The organism is Roseateles asaccharophilus, assembly GCF_004362405.1.
In the GTDB taxonomy this organism is placed as follows: Bacteria; Pseudomonadota; Gammaproteobacteria; order Burkholderiales; family Burkholderiaceae_C; genus Kinneretia; species Kinneretia asaccharophila.
Map to the genome: position 1 here is coordinate 819,149 of NZ_SNXE01000001.1, position 20,867 is coordinate 840,015.

The window sequence follows — 20,867 nt, forward strand, 5'->3', positions numbered from 1 at the left end:
GTGCGGTTGGCGCACGCAAAAGGAATTGGGCGCCGGCCGTGCTGCCTGCCATGATGTGGGCGCTATCCGCACAAGCTGCGCCGGACGCCGGTCAGCTGCTCAACGAGCAGCAGCGCCTGGAACAGAGTGCGCCGCGCCTGCCGGCGCCCAGTGCTCCGGCCGTGCAGCTGCCCTCGCTGGACGCGGTGGCGGCCCAGCCGGGTCTGCGGGCCCGCATCGAGCGCGTGCGCTTCACGGGCGCGGATGGCCTGGTCGAGGAAGCCAGCCTGCAGGCCCTGGTGGCCGATGCGCGGGGCCGCACCCTCAGCCACGCCCAGCTGCTGCAGCTGGCTGGCCGTGTGAGCCAGGCCCTGCAGGCCGCGGGCTATCCGCTGGCCAGGGCCTATCTGCCGCGCCAGGATCTGAGTGAGGGCGAGTTGGAGATTGCGGTGCTGCCGGGCCGTCTGCAGTCGGGCGCCGAGCGCATCAAGGTGCTGAATGCCGAGCCCGCGCTGGCCGCCTGGTTGGCGGCCATTGCCGATGCCGCCCTGCCCCCCGGGCCGGTGCGCAGCGAGCAGCTGGAGCGCGCCCTGCTGCTGATCAACGATGTGCCGGGCGTACAGGCACGCGCCAGCCTGGAAAAGGGCAAGGAAGCCGGCAGCAGCCGCATGCTGGTGCGCGCCGACAGCAGCCGCCGCTGGGATGCCCAGCTGGGCCTGGACAGCTTTGGCAACCGCTACACCGGCGAATGGCGCAGCAGCGCCCAGGCCCAGCTGTACCGACCCCTCGCTGCCGACGATGTGCTGAGCGCCTCGCTCAGCCATGCCCGCGGCAATGATCAGCTGGCCCTGGGCTATGGCCTGGGCCTGAATCCGCAGGGCCTGCGCGCCCAGCTGAACACCAGCCTGCTGCGCTATGAGCTGGGCGGCGATTCGGCCCCCCTGGGGCTCAGTGGCACGGCCGGCAGCTTGAGCGCCGGCCTGAGCTACCCGCTGCTGCGCGCGCGTGGCGCCAACCTCTGGGGCTCGGTGGAGCTGGAGCGCAAGTCCATGAACGACAAGGCGCTGGGCCAGGAGATACGTGCCCGTCGCATCGTCAAGGCTTCGGCCACCCTGAGCGGCAATCTGGTCGCGCCCCAGCTGGGTCAGCTGGCCCAGCATGAAATGAGCCTGGGCCTGGCCGGCGGCCAGCTCAAGCTGAACAACGCGGCCGACAGCCTGGTCGACGCCCTGAGCGCCCGCACCGCCGGCGGCTTCAGCAAACTGTTCTGGCGTGCCTCCCGCGTCCAGTCCTTCGAAGCTGCGCCGGACTGGAGCCTCTTTCTGGGCGCCAGCGGCCAGCAGGGCGGGCGCAATCTGGACTCCTCCGAGAAGTTCATCCTGGGCGGCCCGGCCGGCGTGCGCGGCCAGGCCATGGGTGAGGCCAGCGGCGACAGCGGCTGGCTGATGAATCTGGAACTGCGCCGCGACTTCAGCCTGGCCCAGGGCCTGCGGGCCCAAGCCCTGGGCTTTGTGGACCACGGGCGCATCCAGCTCCACACCCGTCCCTGGACGGGCGCCCTGAGTGCGACGCAGAGCAACGGCTATGCGCTGTCCGGCGCCGGCCTGGGCCTGAATCTCTATGGCGAGCGCTGGACCCTGCGCTCGGCCTATGCCCGTGCTCTGGGCGACAACCCGGGCCTGAGCCCCAAGGGTCTGAACGCCGACGGCCGCAGCGGCCGCAACCATCTGTGGGTCCAGGCCGCCCTGCGCTTCTGAGCGCCGACGCCGCAGGCCTGAACCCAAGCACGCACGACTACGAGAGAACGCAAGATGACAAGCAAGGCTTCGATGAACCACGCTTTCCGCCTGGTCTGGAGTGATGAGAGCGCCAGCTATGTGCCGGTACCCGAGAACGCCAAGGCACGCGGCAAGCGCAGCGGCGGCCTCAGCCGCGGCCTGCTGGCCGGCGTGCTGCTGGGCCTGACGGGCCTGAGCAGCGCCCAGGTGCTGCCGGGCGGGGCGCAGATAGGCGCCGGTCAGGCCCAGATCAACAGCCAGGGTGGCCAGATGACGGTGCAGCAGGGCAGCGACAAGCTGATCCTGAACTGGAACAGCTTCAATATCGGCAGCGGCGCCAGCGTGCGCTTCGAACAGCCGCATGCCAGCGCCGTGGTCCTCAACCGCGTGCTCGGCGGCGGCGCCAGCCAGATCGACGGTCAGCTCACGGCCAATGGTCAGGTCTGGCTGATCAACCCCCAGGGCGTGGCCTTCGGCAAGGGCGCCCAGGTGCAGGTGGGGGCCCTGGTGGCTGCCAGCCTGGGCGTGAAGGACGAGGACTTCCTGGCTGGGCGCGCGCGCTTCGAGCGCCAGGGCCATGCCGGCGCCATTCGCAACGAAGGTCGGCTGCAAGGCGAGGTGGTGGCCCTGCTGGCGCCCAGCCTGGACAACAGCGGCACGGTGCAGGCCCGCCAGACGGCCCTGGTGGCGGCCGACAAGGTGGCCCTGGACTTTGGCGGTGATGGTCTGCTGCAGGTGCAGGTGGAGCGTGCCGCGCTGGACGCCGAGCTGCGCCACAGCGGTCGCATCGAGGGTGAGCGCGTGCTGCTCAGCGCTCAGGGCGCCAGCGCACTGCGCGCCAGCGTGCTGAACATGGACGGTGTGATCGAAGCCCGCGGCCTGAGCCTGCAGGGTGGTCGCATCATGCTGGACGGCGGCGAGCAGGGCAGCGTGCAGCTGCGTGGCACGCTGGACGCCGGCTCGACCCAGGGGCAGGGTGGGCGCATCGAGGTGCAGGGTCGTGACATCAGCCTGAACGGTGCAAACCTGGAGGCCAGCGGCGCCACCGGCGGCGGCCTGATCCATGTGGGCGGTGGCTGGCAGGGCCAGGACGCCAGCCTGCGCAATGCCCAGACCCTGAAGGTCGATGCCGCGAGCACGGCCCGCGCCGACGCGCGCGAGCAGGGCCACGGCGGCGAGGTGGTGTTCTGGTCCGACGGCCGCACCGAGTTCGCCGGCACGATTGGCGTGCGCGGCGGCGCCCAGGGCGGCGACGGCGGCCGCGCCGAGGTCTCGGGCAAGCAGGAGCTGGCCTACCGCGGCCACACCGATGCCCGCGCGGCCAAGGGACGCACCGGCGATCTGCTGCTGGATCCGGCCACCATCACGGTCAAGGGCGGCGCCGGCAGTGGCGACATCAGCGGCAGCGAGGTCTTCGAGAAGGATCTGGAGGCGCAGGCTGCCAACGTCTTGCTGCAGGCCAGCGGCAACATCAGCTTCACCGATCTCAGCCAGAACGGCGGTGACGGCAAGATCAGCATGCAGCCCGATGTCAGCTTGCGTGTGGAGACGGGCGGTGTTGGCGGCAACATCAGCTTTGCCAACAAGGACAACACCATCGAGGTCTTTGGGCGCGGCAGCATCATGATGGTGGCCGGCGGTACCGATACCGGCGAAATCATCAATGCGCCCAATCTGATTGCCCATGGCACGGGTGCCAATGTCGCCACCCTGCCGACCCACAACGTCAGCAGCGTCGGCAGTGGCACGCCTGCGGACGCGTCCATCACGCTGTTCGGGGCCGATGGCATCACGGTGGGTGGTTCCATCACCACCCATGGCGGCTATGTCCGCATGTGGGCCGACTCCGACAATATGAGTGGCGGCGGCTTGACGCTCAGCAAGCCTCTGAGCACGGGCGGCGGCCATCTGCACTTGTCCGCGGGTACGGGTGCGGTGGTGCTGAACTCCGATATGGATCTGGGCACTGGCCGCATCTTCTTCAAGGCTGATGGCAGCCACAGCTCGGGTGAGAAAGTCCTGGGCGGCTTCCTCAAGGCCAGCGGCGACGTGGACGTGAACACAGCCTTCACCTTCAAGGGCGGCTCCAAGATTTACACGGACGGCACCATCCGCTTCGGCAATGTGGGTGTGAAACTGGACACCGGCAGCGGCGTGCTCACCCTGCGCGCCGGCGCCATCGACTGGGGCAGCGCCACGCTGAACAACCTCAGCACAGCCTCTCTGCGCCTGGAGCCTTTTGATGCGGCCACCAATATGGTGCTGGGCGATGCCAGCGGCTTTGCCTCGGCCGCCACCCTGGCCAAGCTGCCCGGCATCAAGAACTTGACCATCGGCCGCGAGGACGGCACGGGCACGGTGAGCGTGGGCAGCGACTTCAGCTTCAATGCCAGCGGCTTCTTCGAGATGGTCAACAAGACCGTGGACATCACCGCGGGCACCCTGACCAACACCGCAGGCGGTCTGACCCTGACTGGCGACACCATCAACATCAGCAAGGCCGTCACCGCCAACAGCGGCGCCGGCAAGGTCACGCTGCGCCAGATGACGGCCGCCAACGAGCTGCATCTGGGCACGGGCCTGAACAATGCCACGATCGGCCAGGTCAATGCGGGCACGCTGGAGGTGGGCCGCAGCGACGGTGGCAATCTGGTGTTCGACAGCGACATCACGACCACGGCCAGCTCGGTGCATCTGAAGAGCGGCCAGCGCGTGCTGGGCGTGAACGGCGGTGTGGCGGCGGCCAATCTGGCCGTCACGGCCGGTGCAGGCGCCGAGATCAGCGACAGCACCTTCAACTTCAGCACCCTGGCGCTCAAGACCGGTGGGGACAGCAGCGTCACCAGCTCGCAGGCCAATTGGGGTCTGGGCACGGTGGACGGCCTGGCGGGCTTGAGCATCGACCGGGCCAGCAGCGTCACGCTGAAATCCAGCGGCAATGGCGTGCTGGGCCTGAAGGCGCCGATCAACTTCAACAGCACCGCGTCCACGCTGCGCCTGGAAGCCGACGAGTTTGTCGCGGCGAACGCTTCCGTGCCGGGCGACAAGGCCACGGTCAGCGGTCAATCGCTGGCCACCGTGGAGTTCGCGCGGCCGGGCGCCGGCACCGCATTCACGGTGGGCGGTGTGGCCAGCAAGCTCAGCGAGGCAAGCCTGCAGGCCTTTAACAACGTCAAGGTGATGCGCATCGATGCGCAGGACCACGACGTGACGCTGAATGCGCTGCAGGTCACGGTGGCTGACAAGCTGGATGTGCGAGCCCGCAATCTGACGCAAGCCGGCACACAGCGCGTTGTCACCGGTAGTCTGCACATCAGCAGCGAGCAGGGCGGCCTGATGCTGAATAACGCCGTGCAAGCCACGGGCACCTTGTCGCTGAACGACAAGGCGGGCGTCGGCATCAGCGGCAGCGGCCGCATCACGGCCGCCAAGCTGGCACTGCGCAGCACGGGCAATGCCGTGCTGAGCGCCAGCAACCACCAGGTCGGCGAGATCGCCGCCAGTGTGGCGCAGCTCAAGCTGAGCAACGAGACCAGCCTGACGGTGGGCACGGCCGATGGACTCAACGGTGTCAGCGCCAGTGACAGCGTGGACCTGCGGGCCCTGGGCGCGAACTCGGACCTCATCCTGAACCAGGCGGTGAGCGCCGGCAACAGCAGCGCGGCCGGCACGCCCCTGCTGCTGCAGGCCGGTCGCAATTTCGTCAACAACGCCGGGGCCTCGGCCCTGACGGCCGGCGGCGCGGGCCGCTGGCTGGTGTACTCCACCACGCCCACGGCGGACACCCGTGGCGGCCTGAGCAGCGCCTTCAAGCAGTACGACGCCACGCCGTCCAGCAGCGTGCTGGGCACGGGCCATGGCTTCCTCTACACCGTGGCGCCCACCATCACGGTGACGCTGATCGGCAGCATCAGCAAGGTCTACGACGGCCTGCGCGATGCGAGCTTGGGTGCGGGCAACTTCGCCAGCAGCGGCGCCATCGACGGCGACACGGTGAACTACACCGTGGGCGGTCCGGCCCGCTATGCCGACAAGAACGTGGGCAATGCCAAGCAGGTGTCGGTGGATGGCCTGGCCATTAGCGGCGCCAGCAAGGGCGCGGTGCAGGTCTATGGCTACCGCCTGGCCAGCACGACGGCCAGTGGCGCCATTGGCCGCATCACGGCTAAGCAGCTCTCGCTCGCGGCCGGCAGCGTGAGCGACAAGGTCTATGACGGCGGCACCCTTGCCCAGATCGGCGCTGCCCGGTTCATCGGCATGGTGGCCGGCGATGGCGTGAGCCTGGACCTCGCCTCGGGCACGGCCCGTTTTGCCGACAAGAACGTGGGTCAGGGCAAGAACGTCACGCTGGATGGCTTCACCCTCAGCGGTACCGACGCCGGCAACTACACGCTGGCCCAGCAGACCAGCGCCAGCATCACGCCGCGCGAGGTGACGCTGCGTGCCGACGTGGCCAGCAAGGTCTATGACGGCAGCACCGCGGCCGTGGGTGCCAAGCTGGAGGTGCTGGGTCTGGTGGCGGGCGACGCGATCAGCATGAAGGAACCCAGCGTTCGCTTTGCCGACAAGCATGTGGGCAGCAAGAAGCAGCTGGTGCTTGACGGCCAGCTCAGCGGTGCCGATGCCGGCAACTACCGCTTTGTCGGCGGTGTGGTGGCCAGCGAGGCCGCCATCACGCCCAAGACCGTGACGGTGGAGCAGCTGGCCGTGGCCAGCAAGGTCTACGACGGTCTGCGCGACGCAACGGTGAGCGGCAAGCTCTCCGGCACGGTGGCGGGTGATCAGCTGGGCCTGCTGACCCAGGGCCAGTTCGACACCAAGAACGCGGGTCAGGGCAAGGACGTGGCGGTGAAGCTGGCGCTCAGCGGCGCCGATGCCGGCAACTACCAGCTGGCCGACGCCGCCCCCAAGGCCAAGGGCGAGATCCGTGCCAAGACCCTGGAGCTGCCGGCCGTGGGGGTGAAGGACAAGATCTACGACGGCAAGCACGATGCCGAGCTGCTGCTGCCCGCCCTGCAGGGCCTGGTGGCGGGAGACCAGCTGGGTCTGCAGGGCGAAGGGCTGTTTGACACGCCTGCCGTTGCCCTGGGCAAGCCCGTGCAGATCAAGCTCAGCCTGAGCGGCGCGGACGCCGCCAACTACCGCCTGAGCCAGCCTCTGCTGCAGGCCCTGGCCAGCATCCTGCCGGCCAGCAGCGCACAGGCCACGACGGCCCTGCTGGTCAAGCCTCTGGGTGGCAATGGCACCCAGTCCGGCGCCGTGCCGGGCGCTGCGCCGGCCTCCGGCTCGGCGGCCACCGGCATCGCCGCGGCAGCGGCTCAGGCTGCGGGAGGCGCCGGCTTCATCGGCGGGCTGGTGGATGCCTCGGCCCTGGCGGGCGATGCCGCCCTGGCGGCCGGCTCGACCGGTGGGGGAGCTGCCGCCGGCGCCGCTCAAGGTGGCCCGGGCAACAGCCTGGCTGCGGCCAGCGCCTTCTCCATGGAGCAGGTGATCAGCCACCAGGGCCAGCTCAGCCTGGCCACCAGCGGTGAGGCCCTGAGCGAGCCGCGCCAGAGCCTGCTGCCGGTCTACCGCGAGCAGAGCGGGAATACCCAGCCCCAGGGTCTGGCCCAGCTGCGTGTGGATGATCTGGGCGACAGCCTGGCGGTGAATCCGGTGGCCTCCGCCGCGCCCCAGCGCGAGGCGGCGCGTGCCGCGGTCAGCCGTCGCGCCGAGACCTTGCTGGAGCTTGCCAATGGCGAAAGCGTCTGGCTGCGTCTGGAGTGGCTGGAGGACGGCACCCTGCGCACCCTGGCCCCGCGTCTGGCCGAGAGCCTGGGTCACGAGGCGCTCAGCACCTTCAGTCTCAGCACCCTCAAGCAGCAAGCCGGTGTCTCGCCCAACCAGGTGCGTGCCGTGCTGCTGAGCTTCGAGGGCTGATTCCCGCGCTCAGGGAGGAGCCGAGGGCGCTGATGTCGGCGCCCTCTGGTGGGCGGTGGGCGCGTCGATGCCGGCGCGTTCACCGCCCATTTCTTTTGCCGCCGTCCTAGAGGGTTTCCAGCACCCGCAGGATCTCGCGGCCATAGGCCTCGAGCTTCTTGGCGCCCACGCCGGAGATGCCGCCCAGCGCGTCCAGGCTGTGCGGATGCACCCGTGCCATCTCGGCCAGGGTGACGTTCTGGAAGATCACATAGGCCGGCAGACCATGCTCCTTGGCCACCTCGGCGCGCCAGGCCTTGAGCGCCTCGAAGCGCTGCTGGGCGCTGGCGTCCAGGTCCAGGGCCTCGGCCCTTGCGCGGCTCTTGCCGGCGCTGCCGCTGCGCGAGCTGCTGCCACCTCTGCCGCGGCGCGGCGCGGCGCTGGGCACGCGCAAGAGCAGTTGCACCCCGCCCTTGAGCACGGCGCGAGCCGATTCCGAGAGCGCCAGCGTGTGGTACTCGCCCTCGGTGAAGACATGGCCCAGGGCAATCAGCTGACGCAGCACGCCGCGCCACTGCTGCTCGCTCAGGTCCGCGCCTATGCCCCAGGTGGACAGGCTGTGGTGGCCGTACTGCGTCACCTTGTCGGTGCTCTTGCCGCGCAGCACATCGATCAGATGGCCGGCACCGAAGCGCTGGCCGCCGTTCTGGTGGAAGCGGTAGATGCAGGACAGCATCTTGCGCGCGGCCTCGGTGGCGTCCCAGGTGGCGGGCGGGCTGATGCAGTTGTCGCAGTTGCCGCAGGGCTGACTGTGCTCGCCGAAGTAGCCCAGCAGGCGCACACGCCGGCAGTCGGTGGCCTCGGCCAGGGCCAGCAGGGCATCGAGCTTGCCGCGCTGCACCTGCTTGAAGTCCTCGTCCGAGGGGCTTTCGTCGATCATGCGGCGCTGGTTCACCACATCGGCCAGGCCATAGGTCATCCAGGCGTCGGCGGCGGCGCCGTCGCGGCCGGCGCGGCCGGTCTCCTGGTAGTAGCTCTCGATGTTCTTGGGCAGGTCCAGATGAGCGACGAAGCGCACATCGGGCTTGTCGATGCCCATGCCGAAGGCCACGGTGGCCACCATCACGATGCCGTCCTCGCGCAGAAAGCGGTCCTGATGGCGCTGGCGCACCGCCGCGTCCAGGCCGGCGTGATAGGGCAGGGCCTTCAGGCCCGCAGCCTCCAGCCAGGCGGCGGTCTCCTCCACCTTGCGGCGGCTCTGGCAGTAGACGACGCCGGCCTCGTCCTCATGCTCCTCGCGGATGAAGCGCAGCAGCTGCTCGCGCGGGCTGGCGTCCTTCTCGACGATGGCGTAGCGGATATTGGGCCGGTCGAAGCTGCTGATGAAAACGCGCGCCTGCTCCAGCTGCAGGCGGGCAATGATGTCGGCCCGGGTGATGTCGTCGGCGGTGGCGGTGAGGGCCACGCGCGGCACATCGGGGTAGCGCTCATGCAGCAGCGACAGCGCCAGATACTCGCTGCGGAAGTCATGGCCCCACTGGCTGACGCAATGCGCCTCGTCAATGGCGAACAGCGAGAGCAGACCACGCTCATGCAGCGAGTCCAGCTGGGCCAGAAAGCGCGGGTTGGTGATGCGCTCGGGCGCGGCATAGAGCAGCACCAGGCGGCCGCTGAGCATCTCGCGCTCGATGCGGCTGGCGTCCTCGCTGCTGAGCGTGGAGTTCAGGAAGGCGGCATGCACGCCGGCTTCTTCCAGTGCGCCCACCTGGTCGTGCATCAGGGCGATCAGCGGGCTCACCACCAGGGTCAGGCCCTGGCCGCTGCGGTGCCGGGCGATGGCCGGCACCTGGTAGCACAGGCTCTTGCCCCCGCCGGTGGGCATCAGCACCAGGGCGTCGCCCCCCGCCGTCACATGCTGGACGATATCGGCCTGGGCGCCGCGAAAGGCGCTGTAGCCGAAGACTTCTTGCAGGATCTGCTGCGGGGCGTGGGGATCGGTCATGGAGCCCGCTATTGTCGCCCTAGCCGACCCTCGACCGCTCACGGCCCGGGCGGCGACTCTCCCAACGCATTGAGCTTGCCCACCCCCGAGATGGCGCGACTGATCTGGGGGCTGCCCCAGTACTCCACCGTGCCGGCGCCGATGATGTTTACGCTCAGCACCCGGGTGGCCCAGAGCTGCACATCGCCCACCCCGCTGATGGCCACCGCCGCGCGTTCGCTGCGCAGCTGCGCGGCCTCTAGCTTGCCCTTGCCGGAGATGGCCAGCGAGAGCGCGTTGGTCTGGCCTCGCATCTGGCCCTCGCCGGAGCCGGCAATGGCGAAGCTCAGGCGCTGCGCCTGCAGATCGTCAAAGCGCACCAGGCCCGAGCCCGAGATGCTCACATCCAGACGATCGGCCCGGAAGGTGGCCGGCGCATGCACCTCGCCATTGCCCGTGATCGCCAGCCTATCCAGCTGCCGCATCGTCACCTCCATCTGCAGGCGGCTGCTGCGCCAGAACTTCCAGCCGCCCGAGGGCTGGACCAGCAGCTCATTGCCGGTCAGCCGCAGCTCCACGCTGTTCTGTAGTGCCTCGTCGCCCCGTATGAAGACCGTGTCCCGCTCGCCTTGTTGCAGACGCACCTCGGCGGCGCCGCTGATCACCAGGCGCTGGAAGGGGCCTGGGGCGTAGGCCTTGCCAGGGCTCTGGGGCGCCTGTGGGCCCTGGGCAGCTTGCGGGGCTTGGACGGCTTGGGGAGGCTGTGGGGACTGCGGCGCTTGCGAGGGCTGCTGGGCCAGGGCCGGCAGGGCCAGCGCCAGCAGCGCCAGGGCGCGGCACAGGGGCCGCAGCGGCGGGGCAAGGGGATGGCTGCTCATATCGATTGCTCCCTCAACTTCTTGGAGACCTCGCGGCTGGCCGTGAAGCGCATGCCGTCCTGCATCTGCACCACCAGCTGCGAACTCTCGTCCGGCGTCATGGACTCCACGAAGTCCAGGTTCACGATGCAGCTGCGTTGCAGCTTGAGGAAGCGCGCCGGGTCCAGGCGCTGCTCGAAGCTGGTGATGGGCAGGCGCACCAGGAACTGGCGGCCACGGCTGGCGATCGCGGTGTACTTGGTGTCGGAGCGCAGGTACTCGATGGCCTCCACGGCCAGCGGAAAGATCTTGCCCTGGTCGCGCACCAGAATGCGGGTGAGCGGCGCCTCGGGCTGCTGCAGGCTGTGTTCCAGCGCCTGGGTGGGCAGGGGCGCACCGAGCTGGCCCAGCGCATGCTCCACCGCCTCGACAAAGCGCTCCTGCGCGAAGGGCTTGAGCAGATAGTCCACCGCATGCAGCTCGAAGGCGGTCAGCGCATGCTCGTCGTAGGCGGTGGTGAAGATCACGGCAGGGCGCTTCTCCAGCCCGGCCTCGCCCAGGGCGCGCAGCACCTGCAAGCCGGTCATGCCCGGCATCTGTATATCCATCAGCACCAGCTCGGGCTGCAGCGCGCGGATCTGCGCCAGCGCGCTCGCCCCGTCGGCGCAGCAGGCGACGAGCTCCAGCTGGGGCAGCTCGCGCACCCAGTCGGCCAGCGCCTCGCTGGCCAGGGGTTCGTCCTCGGCGATCAGGGTGCGGATCTTGTTCATGCTTGGGGTATCCAGAGGTCGACACGAAAGCCCGCGCCGGGGGCGGAGTGGATCTTCAGGCGGGCGCGGCCCTCGTAGTCCAGGGCGAAGCGGCGCCGCAGGGCGCTCAGGCCGATGCCGCGCCGAGCCCCGGGCGCGGGTGTTGCGTCCAGCAAGGCGGGGTCGCAGCCCGGGCCATCGTCCTGCACGGTCAGGGCCAGGCCCTCGTTGAGCGCGTCGCGACGTGCGGCAATGCGCACACTGCCGCCCTGGGCGCGCGGTGCCACGCCATGCTGGACGCAGTTCTCCACCAGGGGCTGCAGGCTCAGCGGCGGGATCTCGTCTTGCAGGGTTTCGGGCTCCACCTCCCAGCGCACCGTGAGCCGCTCGCCCAGGCGCAGCGACTCCAGGGCCAGGTAGTCGCGCACGAACTCCAGCTCCTCGGCCAGGCTGACCCGGGTGTCGGCACCGCGCTTGCTGTCCAGCACATAGCGCAACATGCCCGAGAAGCGCAGCAGGGCCGCCTCGGCCGCCTTGGCGTCCTTGCGGGTCAGGGCGATCAGGGAGTTCAGGGTGTTGAACAGAAAATGCGGATTGAGCTTGCCGCTGATGGCCGCCAGCTCCGCCCGCGCCAGGGCCGACTCGGCCTGCGCCGCCGCCAGCGCGCTGCGCCGCGCGCGCCGCGCATGCAGCACCGCCGTGAAACCGCAGGCCAGGGCGATGTAGACGAACACCCCCCAGATGGCCCGCCACAGCACCGTCTGCTCGAACATCGCGCCGGCATGCATGGCCCCGAACAGGCTCCGGGCCAGAGCGAACTCCAGCAGCTGCCAGGCCGCGGCAAAGCTCAGCGCACCCAGGCCGTGCAGCAGCAGCCACAGGGGCTGGGCGGTGGTGGCGCTGTGCTCGCCGCGGCGCTCCAGCCACGCCACCCAGGGCCAGACCAGGGGCCCCAGCAGCATGGCCGGACCCAGGCTCAGCGTGGCCTGGTAGGCGGCGGCCCAGAGCTGCCAGAGCCCGCGCTGCAGCTCGGCCCCGGCCATGGCGTAAAGCATCCAGCTCAGCAGGCACAAGCCGGCGTAGGCCAGCCAGAGTCGGCGGTTGCTGGTGTCGCTAGGGTCAGGAGGCTGGCGCATGGTGGCGGCATCTTAGGGGCGCCTCCCGGGTCTAGCGGTCCAGGGTGACCAAGTGCGGGATCCTGGGCATGGGGTGCGGCTGGACGGGGCGGCATAATCCCAGGCTTAGAAATCAGGAAACGCCAGCGGAGCGCATCTATGGCCTCGGTCAACAAAGTCATTCTCATCGGCAATCTGGGTCGCGACCCCGAGCTGCGCTACAACCCCAGCGGCGTGGCCTTCTGCACCATCAGCCTGGCCACCACCCGCAACTGGAAGAACCGCGAGAGCGGCGAGCGCCAGGAAGAGACCGAGTGGCACCGCGTGGTGTTCAACGACAAGCTGGCCGAGATCGTGGGCCAGTACTGCAAGAAGGGCCGCCCCCTCTACGTGGAAGGCCGCCTGCGCACCCGCAAGTGGCAGGACAAGGAAGGCCGCGACCAATACACCACCGAAATCATTGCCGACCAGATGCAGCTGCTGGGCAGCCGCGACGGCGGTGACGAGATGGGTGGTGGCGCTGGCGGCGGCGGTGGCTACAGCCGCGGCGGCGGTGCCAGCCGTGGCGGCGACCGCGGTGGCGATATGGGCGGTGGCGACTTCGACGCCCCGGCCCCGCGCGCAGCCGCACCGCGCGCCCCGGCCCCGCGTCCCGCACCGGCACCCCGCCCGGCCACGGGCTTTGACGATATGGACGACGATATCCCCTTCTGACCGCTTGATCGCGCCCATGGCCCCCAGACTCGCCCCAGCCGCGAGACGGGAGTCACGACGGCAGCGGTGATGGACAGATAGCAAGCCTCAGGCGCCCGGCGTCTGGGGCTTTTTGCTTATGGTGCGCCGCATCTCGGACGGCGGGGCCAAGGGTCAGGACTTGCTCTTGTTTTGACACGCGCTCGCGGATAAAGGCCCTTGCCGGGCTCGCACCCCTCCCAGGAGCGATTGACGAGACCGGCCGCCTTGCCTCCAATCCACCACGAGTTCTGGGAGCCCCCCCGCGACCTGGTCGGCAGTGGGCAGGGCCACCCGAAGTGTGAAACGCATCGTGAGGAAATCCCATGGGTTCCAAGACCTGCCTGCTGATCCAGTCTCAAGGTGATGCCCGCCAGGCGCTGGCGACCCTGCCCGCCCCCGATGAAGCCGCCACGGCAGGCTTTGTCGCTTCGCTGTTTCCCGACACGCCCTTTCTGCGCCCCGGCGAGGCCGATCTGTCCTGGACCTATGTGCGCGACGGTCTGGTGCTGGCGGGCTGTTCCGAGGGCTTGCGCATTCTGGTGGCGGCCGAGGTGGCGATCGACGAGCCCTCGCGCTTGCCACCGCGCTTCATCGCTGCCCAGGGCCGAACCATTCTGCACTCGATGAACAGTGTGGTGGACTGGCTGGCCTTTGCCGTCTGGGAGGACGGCGTCTTGAGGCGATCCCTCAGTGTTGCGCCGGATGGCGGGGTGATGGAGGACTTGGGCGAGCGTTTCGCGTTCGAGCTGCCCTACTGGCAGGGCGCTCATCCCGCAGGTGACCCCGAGGAAGAGGCCGAGGAAGGAGGCGAGCCCTATCCGCTGCCCTTTCACCCGCTGGAGCTCGGTGAGGTCGTGCTGCGCGAACTGCTGGGCTTTCAGCTGGAAGGCGCAGTAGACCCCGCGCTGCCGGTGCAACAGCCCGAGCGCATTCGCTTGCTCAGGTTTGAGCCCGCCCGTCCGCCCGCCATAGCCCTACCAGCCTCGGCGTCTGAGCCGACCAAGCCGAGCACGCCCAAGCCCTGGTGGAAGTTTTGGTGAAGTCTTGAGCAGAGGGGCTTGGCGCGAGGCGGCGTGATCGCTGTATGCTCAAGCCACCCATGGCCATACCGTTCAAAGCACGTTCTGTGTCGGTTCGGCGCCGGCTTTTGCTGGGCGGATGCTTGGCGCTTGGCGCGGGACTTGGGGCTTGCCGGGCGCCCATGGCGCCTTTCAGGGTGGGGGCCATCCCCTTTGCCGGATACAGCTTTCTGTTTCTGGCCGAGGATCTGGGCCTGCTGCAGCCCGGCGGCATTCGCTTGCAGGAGCTGCGCTCCAACACGGATGTGCTGCGCGCCCTGGCCTTGGGGCGGCTGGAGGCGGCGGCCTTGACGCTGGATGAGGTGCTCACGGGCCTGCACGACGGTCTGCCCCTCAAGGTGGTGGCGGTGCTTGATGTGTCCGCGGGTGCCGATGCCGTGATGGCGCGCGCCGGGCTGAGTCGTCCGGAGATGGCGCGTGGCAAGCGCGTGGCGGTGGAGGGCAGCGCGGTGGGGGCGCTGATGCTCTCGGCCTTTCTCGAATCGGCGGGACTCCGTCCCGATGATGTGCGTCTGGTGACCACACCGCTTCCCGAAACCGCCGCCGCATTGCGCAGCGGTGCGGCGGATCTGGCCGTGACCGCAGAACCCTGGGTCAGCCAGCTGGAGGCCGCAGGGGCGGTACGTCTGTTCGACAGCCAGGAAGCGCCCGGTCGCATCGTTGATGTGCTGGCCGTCCGTACCGACATGCTTGCGACGCGCCCCGATGCGATCCGCGGCCTGGTGGAGGCCCATTTCGGCGCCCTGGCCCGTTTTCAGAGCGATCCCCGCAGCGTGGTGGAGCAACTGGCGGCACATCTTCAAGTCGATGCGCAGGACGTTCCGGCCGCCTTCAGGGGTTTGGAGCTGCCCAATCGCGCGGCCAACCAGGCGCTGCTCGCGCCCGGCGGGCGGGTGGCGGAGGGTCTGCCCGAGCTCGCCGCCTTGCTGCACCGCAACGGGCTGATCGCCAGCCCTGTGGATGCTTCGGCGCTGATTGATGTCCGCTGGCTGCGGGGCGGCGCATGAGCCGTCGACCCATAAAGCTGCGGGTTTTCCTGCCTCTGGCTCTGTTGCTGATACTGCTGCTGGCCGTTGGAAGTTCCTTTGTGCATCAGTGGAACTCGCACCGCAGCGATGTGTGGAAAAACGCTGAGGGTGATTTGCTGGCGACGGCGGACAAGCTGTCGCGCTCGGCCCGTTACGAGCTCGGCAGCGCTCCTGAGCGCCTGTCTGCGGAGGTGGCTCTGGCCGCGACCGAGCCGCGTGCGCGCGAGCTGGCCATCATCAACCAGCAGGGGGTGGTGCTGGCCCACCCCGCCCGGCGTCTGGAAGGCAAGCCGGCCCAGGATGCCCTGGGCGACTTTGACGCACAGCGCTTTGCCAAGGCGCTGCAGACGCGCCTTCCCTTGCTGTGGACGGACCAGAGCACCGCCGGTATCGCGCTGTCCTTCGGTGTGCTGGACGGTCAGGCCGCATCGGGGCAGATCCGCAATCACGACCGCGGCGTGGTGTGGCTGGTGTTTGACCTCTCGTACGAGCTGCAGCGGGCGCGCTTCGATGCCCTCAAGGATGTGATGCCGGTGCTGTTGGCGGCCATGCTCGTCTGCGCGGGCTTTGCGATCTTTCTGCGGCGCCAGGTCACCACACCGCTGGCCATCATCGGCCATGCGAGCCAGGAACTGGCGATCTCGGGCCATCTCAGCGAGCCGGTGCCTGAGGTCGGCCCCGCGGAGGTGAAGGGGCTGGCCCAGCGCTTCAACACCATGGCGCAGCACATCCAGTCTGCGCGGCAGGACATCGAGACGGCGCATGCGCGCATTGCCGCGCTGGTTGACTCGGCCATGGACGCCATCATCACCGTGGATGGCGAGCGGCGCATCGTGATGGCCAACCGTGCCGCGACGGCGATGTTCGGCGTCGAGGAAGCGGTGCTGTTGGGTCAGCTGGTGGAAGTGCTGCTGCCCGAGCGCTACCGCGCCAGCCACCCGGAGCTGGTGCATCGCTTTGGCCGCAGCGGCGCGACGGGGCGACAGATGAGCGCCAACGCCGTGGTGCGCGGACGCCGCTGGAACGGCGAGGAGTTTCCCGCTGAGGCCTCCATTTCCCACGGCCGTGTGGGGGCTGAAGAGTTCTACACGGTGATCCTGCGCGATGTCACCGAGCGCCAGCGCGCCGAGGAGGCCATCCGTACGCTGAATGCCTCGCTGGAAGCCACGGTGGTGGAGCGCACGGCGGCTTTGCAGGCCACGGCCGAAGCCTTGGCGCAAGAGCGTGATCGCCTGGCCGATCTGACCCACGAGGTCTCCCTCATCGTGGACAGTGCGCCGGTCGGCATCCTGCTGATCAAGGACCGGCGGGTGCTGCGCGCCAACGCCAAGGCCGAGGAGTTGCTGGGCTACGAACCCGGGCAGGCCGTCGGTCGCAGTGCGCGCGACTGGTATGTGTGCCAGGAAGACTACGACAAGGTCGGCCGCGAGATGTATGCGGACTTGGCGGCTGGCAAGGTTCATCGCGGCGAGATGCAGGCTCGACGCCAGGACGGCAGCCAGTTCTGGGTTCGCTTTTCCGCGCGGCGCCTGGAGCGCGGCGGTGAGTCGCTGGCGCTCTCCATCATTGAAGACCTGAGCGCCGAACATGCCGCCGCCGAGGCGCTCGCGGCGGCCCAGGCCCAGGCCGTGAAGGCCAACGAAGCGAAAAGTCAGTTCCTGGCCAATATGAGCCATGAGATTCGCACCCCGATGAATGCCATCATCGGCATGACCCATCTGGCCCTGCGCACGGAGCTGAACGATGCGCAGCGGGACTACCTCCAGAAGATCAAGCTCTCGTCCGAGCATCTGCTCGGGGTGATCAATGACATTCTTGATTTCTCCAAGGTGGAGGCCGGCAAGCTGGCCCTGGAGCTGGTGGACTTCCAGCTCCTGCCGGTGCTGGACAATGTGTTCACCCTGGTGGGCGGCAAGGCCGCCGAGAAGGGGCTTGAACTGGTCCTGGATGTGGCGCCCGATGTGCCCAACTTCCTGATCGGCGACCCGTTGCGTCTGGGGCAGGTGCTCATCAATCTGTGCGGAAACGCCGTCAAATTCACCGAGCACGGGCAGGTGGTGATCCGGGTCAGCCGCGAGCGCGACGAGGCGGCGGGCCTGGGGCTGCACTTCGAGGTGCAGGACTCCGGCATCGGCCTGAGCGCGGAGCAGATGGCACAGCTGTTCCAGAGCTTCCAGCAGGCCGACAGTTCGACGACCCGCAAGCATGGGGGCACCGGTCTGGGGCTGGCCATTTCGCAGCGCCTGGTGCATCTGATGGGCGGTGAACTCGGTGTTCGCAGCGAACTGGGGGCAGGCTCCACCTTCTGGTTCAAGGTTCGCTTGCAAGCCGGCCAGCGCCCGGCTCAGGAACCGACTTCCAAGGGTGATCCGGCGCAACTCCTGGGGCGGCGTGCGCTGGTCGTGGATGACAACGCCGCGGCCCGTCAGGTGCTCGAAGGGCTGCTGCATCATCTGGGACTGAGCACCAGCGCCGTCCAGGATGGCGATGAGGCCGTGGCCGCCGTGCGGGCTGCCCACGAGGCGGGTGAGCCCTATGACCTCGTGTTGCTGGACTGGAGCATGCCGCATATGAATGGCATCGATGCCGGGCGTGCGATCCGTGCGTTGCCCATGGCGCACAAGCCTCGGCTGATGCTGGTGACCGGCCGCGGCCGCGAAGAGGTGCTCCGCGATGCGCTGGAGAGCGGCTTTTCCACCGTCATGGTCAAGCCCTTGAACGCCTCGGTACTGCTGGACAACCTGCTGCTGAGTCTGCTGCCGCAAGCGGCGCTGGCGCCTGCCGTGGATGTCGCCGCTCGCGCCCAGCCAGCGCCGGTGCAAGGGCGGGCGCTGGTGGTGGAGGACAACGCCATCAATCAGCAGATCGCGCGCGAGATGCTGCAGGATCTGGGCCTCACGGTTGAGATCTGCGCCAACGGGCAGGAGGCGCTGGCACGGCTGGAGCAGGCCGAGCCCTTCGATCTGGTGTTCATGGACATGCACATGCCTGTCATGGACGGCTTGGCCGCGACGCGGGCCCTGCGCCGAGATGCCCGCTGGGAACAGCTGCCCGTGATTGCCATGACCGCCAATGTCATGAGCGCAGACCGCGAGCGCTGTGCGGCGGCGGGCATGAACGACTTTGTGGCCAAGCCCGTGGATGCCGACGCCCTGGCCGCCGTCGTGCGTCGCTGCTTGCCCGGCCATCGCGGCAGCGCGGCGCCTGCGGGGCCGGCCCCTGTGGCCAACGACCCGCGCCTGGCCACCCTGCAAGGCATCCATGGGCTGGATCTTCGCGATGGTCTTCGCCGCTGCGGGCACAAGACCGAGCTGTACCTCGATCTGCTGCGCCGTTTCGTGGACAGCCAGGCGGTCACCCTGCCGGAGCTGGTGGCGCTCAGTGCCAGTCTGCGTTCAGGCGCTCGTCCACCGCTGAACATCGAGCCGCTGCGCCTGCATGTGCATACGCTCAAGGGCGTGGCCGGCAATCTGGGAGCGACCCTGCTCCACAACCGTTGCGAACTGGTGGAGCGCCGCCTGCTGGCCGAACCGCAGTCGGCCGTGGAAGCGCTCGCGGTCATGGAGGATGCGGCGCGCACCCTGGGCGATGCCCTTTCCAAGGCCCTGCGCATGCATCGCAGCGACCAAGCTGATGCGGGCAGCGCTGAGGCCGGTGCCAGGCCGGTGGCCGCCGCATCCGATCTGAGGGCCCTGGACGCGCTGCTGCGCGAAGGCGACTCGGAGGCCCTGGTCTGGGTCGACCAGCACGGCGCGGCGCTCCAGTCCCGTCTCGGCAGCGAGGCCGGGAGGCTGCTCTCGCTGGTCCACCAGTTCAAGTACGACGAGGCCTTGGCGCTCATCAGCCCCTACATCCAAGCGGAGCCTTCATGACTGAAGCAGAGCCCAGCGACCGCGCCACCGTGCTGGTGGTGGACGATGTGCCCGACAACCTGGCCTTGATGGTGGGACTGCTCAAGTTCCGCTACAGGGTCAAGGTGGCCAATGGCGGACTCAAGGCGCTGGAGTTGGCTGCCCAGTCGCCGCAGCCCGATCTGATACTGCTGGACATCATGATGCCGGGCACAGACGGCTATGAGGTGTGCCGACGCCTCAAGGCGGACCCACTCACGCAGGGCATCCCGGTGATCTTTCTCACCGCCAGGTCCGAAGTCGAGGACGAGACCTTCGGACTGTCACTGGGGGCGGTGGACTACATCACCAAGCCTATCAGCCCGCCCATTGTGGAAGCCCGCGTCCGTACCCAGCTGCAGCTCAAGGCGGCAGCGGACTTTCTGCGTGATCGCAGCGCCTACCTGGCGGCTGAAGTGGCGCGGCGTGCCCGGGAGAACGAGGTCCTGCAAGACGTGGTGGTGCTCGCCATGGCGTCTCTGGGGGAGACGCGCGACAACGAGACGGGCAACCACCTGCGCCGCACCCAGCACTATGTGAAGGCCTTGGCCGAACAGCTGCAGGCGCACCCTCGCTTCGCCGAGGTCTTGACGCCGGACGCCATCCGCCTGCTGTTCAAGTCCGCGCCCTTGCATGACATCGGCAAGGTCGGCATCCCCGACGCCATCCTGCTCAAGCCGGGACGGCTGACGCCGGAGGAGTTCGAGGTGATGAAGACGCACACCACACTGGGCTACGAGGCCATACGCCGCGCCGAGGAGAGCCTGGATGAGGAGCAGCCCTTTCTGCGCTTCGGCAAGGAGATCGCGCTTTCGCACCAGGAAAAGTGGGACGGCAGCGGCTACCCGCAGGGGCTGGCGGGTGAGGCCATCCCGGTGTCGGCGCGGCTGATGGCGCTCGCGGGTGTGTACGACGCCTTGATCAGCGCCAGGGTCTACAAGCCCGCCATGAGCCATGCGGACGCCCGCGCCATCATCCTCAAGGGACGGGGCCAGCATTTCGATCCCGATGTGGTCGATGCCTTTCTGCGCGTGGAATCCCAGTTCATCGCGATCGCGGCGCGCTTCCAGGATCGGGCGGGCTGAGCCAGCCCTCCCGCCGCTCGCCGAAGTTCCTGATTTGTGCGTTCTTCGCGCAAATCGCCGCTCGCCATGTCTCGCACTCCTGTCATCTAGGCGCCATACAGTTCGCTGTCCACCCGAAACAGGGGGGGCGCAAGTCCTGATTGCGGCTGGGGAATGAGCCGGGGATAGTCGCTTCCTTTCCGGGACCTGCTTCGTCTTCTTGTTGTCCACCCTGTCGCCCATGTCCGCCGCTGTATCCAAGCCCCTCCGTCGCGTCCGTGGCTTCACCCTGCTGGAACTGCTGGTGGTGATGGTCATCATCGGCCTGCTGGCCGGCTATGTGGGGCCCAAGTTCTTTGGCCAGATTGGCAAGTCCGAGGTCAAGGCGGCGCGCGCCCAGATGGACGCCCTGGGCAAGGCCCTGGACCAGTACCGTATCGATGTGGGTCGCTACCCCGGCACCGAGCAGGGCCTGGCCGTGCTGGTGGCCAAGCCGGCCGACGAGCCGCGCTGGGCCGGGCCCTATCTCTCCAAGGCCGTGCCCAAGGACCCCTGGGGCAAGGACTACCAGTACCGCTCGCCCGGCGAGCATGGCGACTACGACCTGATCTCCCTGGGCCGCGATGGCCGCCCCGGCGGCGAGGGCGAGGATGCCGATCTGACCAGCTGGTGAGCGGGCCGGCCGCTTCCGCGCACCCGCCCGCCTCGCGCTCC

12 protein-coding genes are annotated in these 20,867 nt (G+C 68.7%); 8 read left to right on the top strand and 4 right to left on the bottom strand.

Features of this window, described 5'->3' with window-relative positions:
* The first annotated feature begins 53 nt into the window (after positions 1 to 53).
* Together DFR39_RS03675 and DFR39_RS03680 are read left to right on the top strand one after the other, a co-directional pair.
* A complete protein-coding gene (locus DFR39_RS03675) occupies positions 54 to 1,736 on the top strand; it encodes a ShlB/FhaC/HecB family hemolysin secretion/activation protein (protein WP_133602160.1) in 1,683 nt (560 codons plus the stop codon).
* Positions 1,737 to 1,790: 54 nt separating this feature from the next.
* Positions 1,791 to 7,676, top strand: a complete 5,886-nt coding sequence (locus DFR39_RS03680) for a YDG domain-containing protein (protein WP_133602161.1) — start codon at positions 1,791 to 1,793, stop codon at positions 7,674 to 7,676.
* Between the two features lie 106 nt (positions 7,677 to 7,782).
* On the opposite strand, the gene recQ is transcribed toward DFR39_RS03680, so the two are convergent.
* The 4 genes from recQ to DFR39_RS03700 are packed head-to-tail and all read right to left on the bottom strand — an operon-like array spanning position 7,783 to position 12,378.
* Complete coding sequence (recQ, locus tag DFR39_RS03685; RefSeq protein ID WP_133602162.1) at positions 7,783 to 9,657, bottom strand: DNA helicase RecQ; 1,875 nt, start codon at positions 9,655 to 9,657, stop codon at positions 7,783 to 7,785.
* 38 nt (positions 9,658 to 9,695) lie between these two features.
* Positions 9,696 to 10,514, bottom strand: a complete 819-nt coding sequence (locus DFR39_RS03690; protein ID WP_133602163.1) for a head GIN domain-containing protein — start codon at positions 10,512 to 10,514, stop codon at positions 9,696 to 9,698.
* On the bottom strand, positions 10,511 to 11,263 hold the full coding sequence (locus DFR39_RS03695) for a LytR/AlgR family response regulator transcription factor (RefSeq protein WP_133602164.1): 753 nt from the start codon (positions 11,261 to 11,263) through the stop codon (positions 10,511 to 10,513). Before DFR39_RS03695 ends, DFR39_RS03690 begins: the two co-directional genes overlap by 4 nt.
* Positions 11,260 to 12,378, bottom strand: coding sequence for a sensor histidine kinase (locus DFR39_RS03700; RefSeq protein ID WP_133602165.1), 1,119 nt, complete (start codon positions 12,376 to 12,378; stop codon positions 11,260 to 11,262). The genes DFR39_RS03695 and DFR39_RS03700 overlap by 4 nt, the downstream gene beginning before the upstream one ends.
* A 138-nt stretch (positions 12,379 to 12,516) precedes the next feature.
* Here DFR39_RS03700 and ssb point away from each other — a divergent pair, with 138 nt between their 5' ends.
* From ssb to gspG, 6 genes are all read left to right on the top strand, one after another.
* The gene (ssb, locus tag DFR39_RS03705) at positions 12,517 to 13,071 is read left to right on the top strand and encodes a single-stranded DNA-binding protein (protein ID WP_133602166.1); all 555 of its coding nucleotides are present in this window, start codon (positions 12,517 to 12,519) and stop codon (positions 13,069 to 13,071) included.
* Between the two features lie 344 nt (positions 13,072 to 13,415).
* A complete protein-coding gene (locus tag DFR39_RS03710) occupies positions 13,416 to 14,132 on the top strand; it encodes a DUF6928 family protein (protein WP_211343782.1) in 717 nt (238 codons plus the stop codon).
* Between the two features lie 161 nt (positions 14,133 to 14,293).
* Positions 14,294 to 15,178, top strand: coding sequence for an ABC transporter substrate-binding protein (locus DFR39_RS03715; RefSeq protein WP_162849412.1), 885 nt, complete (start codon positions 14,294 to 14,296; stop codon positions 15,176 to 15,178).
* 44 nt (positions 15,179 to 15,222) lie between these two features.
* Complete coding sequence (locus DFR39_RS03720) at positions 15,223 to 19,071, top strand: response regulator (protein ID WP_162849413.1); 3,849 nt, start codon at positions 15,223 to 15,225, stop codon at positions 19,069 to 19,071.
* Positions 19,068 to 20,174: an HD-GYP domain-containing protein gene (locus DFR39_RS03725; protein ID WP_133602169.1), complete on the top strand. Its 1,107-nt coding sequence runs from the start codon at positions 19,068 to 19,070 to the stop codon at positions 20,172 to 20,174. Before DFR39_RS03720 ends, DFR39_RS03725 begins: the two co-directional genes overlap by 4 nt.
* 220 nt (positions 20,175 to 20,394) lie before the next feature.
* The gene (gene gspG / locus DFR39_RS03730) at positions 20,395 to 20,826 is read left to right on the top strand and encodes a type II secretion system major pseudopilin GspG (RefSeq protein ID WP_133602170.1); all 432 of its coding nucleotides are present in this window, start codon (positions 20,395 to 20,397) and stop codon (positions 20,824 to 20,826) included.
* Positions 20,827 to 20,867 lie beyond the last annotated feature (41 nt).

Coding starts and splice junctions, on each gene's coding strand:
- DFR39_RS03675 (WP_133602160.1), top strand. CDS start 54: ATGTGGGCGCTATCCGCACAAGCTGCGCCGGACGCCGGTCAGCTGCTC.
- DFR39_RS03680 (WP_133602161.1), top strand. CDS start 1,791: ATGACAAGCAAGGCTTCGATGAACCACGCTTTCCGCCTGGTCTGGAGT.
- recQ (WP_133602162.1), bottom strand. CDS start 9,657: ATGACCGATCCCCACGCCCCGCAGCAGATCCTGCAAGAAGTCTTCGGC.
- DFR39_RS03690 (WP_133602163.1), bottom strand. CDS start 10,514: ATGAGCAGCCATCCCCTTGCCCCGCCGCTGCGGCCCCTGTGCCGCGCC.
- DFR39_RS03695 (WP_133602164.1), bottom strand. CDS start 11,263: ATGAACAAGATCCGCACCCTGATCGCCGAGGACGAACCCCTGGCCAGC.
- DFR39_RS03700 (WP_133602165.1), bottom strand. CDS start 12,378: ATGCGCCAGCCTCCTGACCCTAGCGACACCAGCAACCGCCGACTCTGG.
- ssb (WP_133602166.1), top strand. CDS start 12,517: ATGGCCTCGGTCAACAAAGTCATTCTCATCGGCAATCTGGGTCGCGAC.
- DFR39_RS03710 (WP_211343782.1), top strand. CDS start 13,416: ATGGGTTCCAAGACCTGCCTGCTGATCCAGTCTCAAGGTGATGCCCGC.
- DFR39_RS03715 (WP_162849412.1), top strand. CDS start 14,294: ATGGCGCCTTTCAGGGTGGGGGCCATCCCCTTTGCCGGATACAGCTTT.
- DFR39_RS03725 (WP_133602169.1), top strand. CDS start 19,068: ATGACTGAAGCAGAGCCCAGCGACCGCGCCACCGTGCTGGTGGTGGAC.
- gspG (WP_133602170.1), top strand. CDS start 20,395: ATGTCCGCCGCTGTATCCAAGCCCCTCCGTCGCGTCCGTGGCTTCACC.